This is a genomic window from Collinsella aerofaciens (assembly GCF_015552075.1).
Classification (GTDB): Bacteria; Actinomycetota; Coriobacteriia; order Coriobacteriales; family Coriobacteriaceae; genus Collinsella; species Collinsella aerofaciens_Y.
This window is the reverse complement of the sequence record NZ_JADNDZ010000029.1, coordinates 1-2,386: the sequence shown is the minus strand read 5'-3', so window position 1 is coordinate 2,386 and position 2,386 is coordinate 1. Positions and strand designations below refer to the sequence as shown.

Below are 2,386 nucleotides of genomic sequence, written 5' to 3'. Positions count from 1 at the left end.
CCCGCGACCCCAACCTTGGCAAGGTTGTGCTCTACCAACTGAGCCATGTCCGCTTACGAGGATTAATCTTACGTGATGCCCGCATCCTATGCAAGAACTTTTTTTGAAAAGTTTTGCGACGCCCTCGCGAACCTCGCGAAGACATCAGCCACCACGGAAGGCGCAGGCAAACGCAAACTCGCCGCAAGAGGCCCTTACATCTCACCGAGCATGATCCAGGCAGAGCTGTCCTGCGCGAGTCTGCCGTCTGCAAGCGCTGATGAGGTGAGCAGGACCCTGCCCGCCGGCAGCTCCACGGGTGCTGCACCGAAGTTCGTCACGCACGCCCAGCCGTTATCGCGGCGATAGGCGATGACGCCGCCCTCAGCGCCCTCGGCACCATCCGCAAGACCGGTGCGCCCGTCAAGATCGAGCCACGCAAGATCGTTGGCGCACCCGCGCAGCTTGCGCCGCAGCCAGAGGGCGTCACGATAGAGCGCAAGCATCGATGTCGGGTCCGTTTCTTCCCTATCGGCAGCATAATCGGAAAACCATGCAGGCTGCGGCAGATGGGGCGCCGCATCAGCGTCCGCCGGCGAAAACCCAAACGATCCGCCCTGCGCGGGATCGTCCGCCGCTACCCACGGCAGGGGCACACGACAGCCGTCGCGCCCCTTCTCGCGCTTCGGTCCGCGCGTATTGGTTGCACTGGGATCTTCGAGTGCAGTCCACGGGATATCAGCCACCTCAAAAAGACCGAGCTCCTCACCCTGATACACGTATGCCGAGCCCGGAAGCGCCAGTTCAAGCAAAAGGGCCGCCCGCGCGCGGCGCTCGCCGAGTTCACGGTCCTCGTCATAAGACGACCCGTCGCGTAAGAGCCAGTCGAGCGCAATCTGGTGGTAGCGCGTCGCCTTGATTTGCGGCAGGGCATAGCGCGTCGCCACGCGCGGCACGTCGTGGTTGGAGAGTACCCAGGTCGAGGCGGAATCGGATTCGATAGCTGCCTTCAAGCCCTCCTCGATTGCAGCGTGCATGTCATCATAGGTCCAAGTGGCCTTGGCAAACTCAAAGTTGAATGTCTGGCCAAGCTCGCTGGGACGCGCATAGAGATACTGGCGCTCAGGCAGCACCCACGCCTCGGCAACGGCGCTGCGCGGCGGATTATAGCGGTCGAACACGCGGCGCCACTCGCGATAGATCTCGTGGACCTCGTTGCGGTCCCACAGCGGATGGGTGCCGTCGTCAACCATGTCATCGCCCTCGGCGAGATGCCACCGGTCGAGGTCATCGCGGTCGAGATCCTTGGCGAGACCGTGCGCCACATCGATGCGAAAGCCATCGACGCCTCGATCGCTCCAAAACGCCAGGACGTCGCAAAAGAACGCGTGAACCTCGGGGCATGACCAGTCAAAGTCCGGCTGCTCGGGCGTAAACATGTGCAGATACCATTGACCGTCCGCAACACGCGTCCAGGCGGGGCCGCCAAAGTTGGCATTCCAATTGGTGGGAGGCAGCTCGCCATGCTCGCCGCGACCATCGCGGAAGATATAACGGGCGCGCTCGGGCGATCCGGGGCCGGCGGCAAGAGCGGCTTTGAACCAGGGGTGCTGGTTGGATGAATGGTTGGGTACGATATCGACGATGACCTTGATGCCGCGCGCGTGAGCCGCAGCGATCATGTCATCGAAGTCGTCAAGCGAGCCGAGACGTGGGTCGACATCGCAGTAGTCCGCCACATCATAGCCGCCATCGACAAGAGGCGAAGGGTAAAACGGGCTCAGCCAGATGGCCTCGATGCCCAGCCGCTCAAGATAGTCCATCTGCTGGGCAATGCCCGCGATATCGCCCAGACCCGAACCGGTCGAATCCTTAAACGAGCGCGGGTAGATCTGATAGATCGCGGCATCGGACATCCATGAGCGCGACGAGGACTTTTCTGTAGCCATGGGATGAGTCTCCCTTGCAACGAGGTTTTGCGAGATGCCCACGATGATACGCCCAAAGCGAACATTCGCGACAAACAACGCCGCAGCCACGCCCCAAAAACCCTCGCCCCCTCTCGGGTTCGAGCCCATGCGATGGGTACGAAAAAGCCCGGCTACCGTAGTAGTCGGGCTGCTGCGTTTGGAGCGGACAACGGGGCTCGAACCCGCGACCCCAACCTTGGCAAGGTTGTACTCTACCAACTGAGCCATGTCCGCAAATGTAAAACAAAACGGGCGCCGGAGCGCCCGGATGTTGCCTGGAGGCGAAGCCCGGATTCGAACCGGGGGTAAAGGCTTTGCAGGCCTCTGCCTTACCACTTGGCCACTTCGCCGAAAAAGGACCGCCTAAACGGTCCGGAAATGCAATGGAGCGGACAACGGGGCTCGAACCCGCGACCCCAACCTTGGCAAGGTTGTGC

At 61.8% G+C, this 2,386-nt stretch carries 1 protein-coding gene and 2 tRNA genes; all 3 read right to left on the bottom strand.

Annotated elements, in window-relative coordinates; translation table 11 throughout:
- Positions 1–194 precede the first annotated feature (194 nt).
- The 3 genes from I2D41_RS02440 to I2D41_RS02430 all read right to left on the bottom strand — a co-directional run bounded on the left by I2D41_RS02440 (position 195) and on the right by I2D41_RS02430 (position 2,299).
- Positions 195–1,928: a glycoside hydrolase family 13 protein gene (locus I2D41_RS02440; protein WP_229042059.1), complete on the bottom strand. Its 1,734-nt coding sequence runs from the start codon at positions 1,926–1,928 to the stop codon at positions 195–197.
- Between the two features lie 179 nt (positions 1,929–2,107).
- Positions 2,108–2,183: transfer RNA gene (locus I2D41_RS02435), tRNA-Gly, on the bottom strand.
- 42 nt (positions 2,184–2,225) lie between these two features.
- Positions 2,226–2,299 (bottom strand) — tRNA-Cys (locus I2D41_RS02430).
- Positions 2,300–2,386 lie beyond the last annotated feature (87 nt).

Bases quoted from the DNA above. Each gene is read 5' to 3' on its own strand.
- I2D41_RS02440 (WP_229042059.1), bottom strand. From the start codon at position 1,928: ATGGCTACAGAAAAGTCCTCGTCGCGCTCATGGATGTCCGATGCCGCG.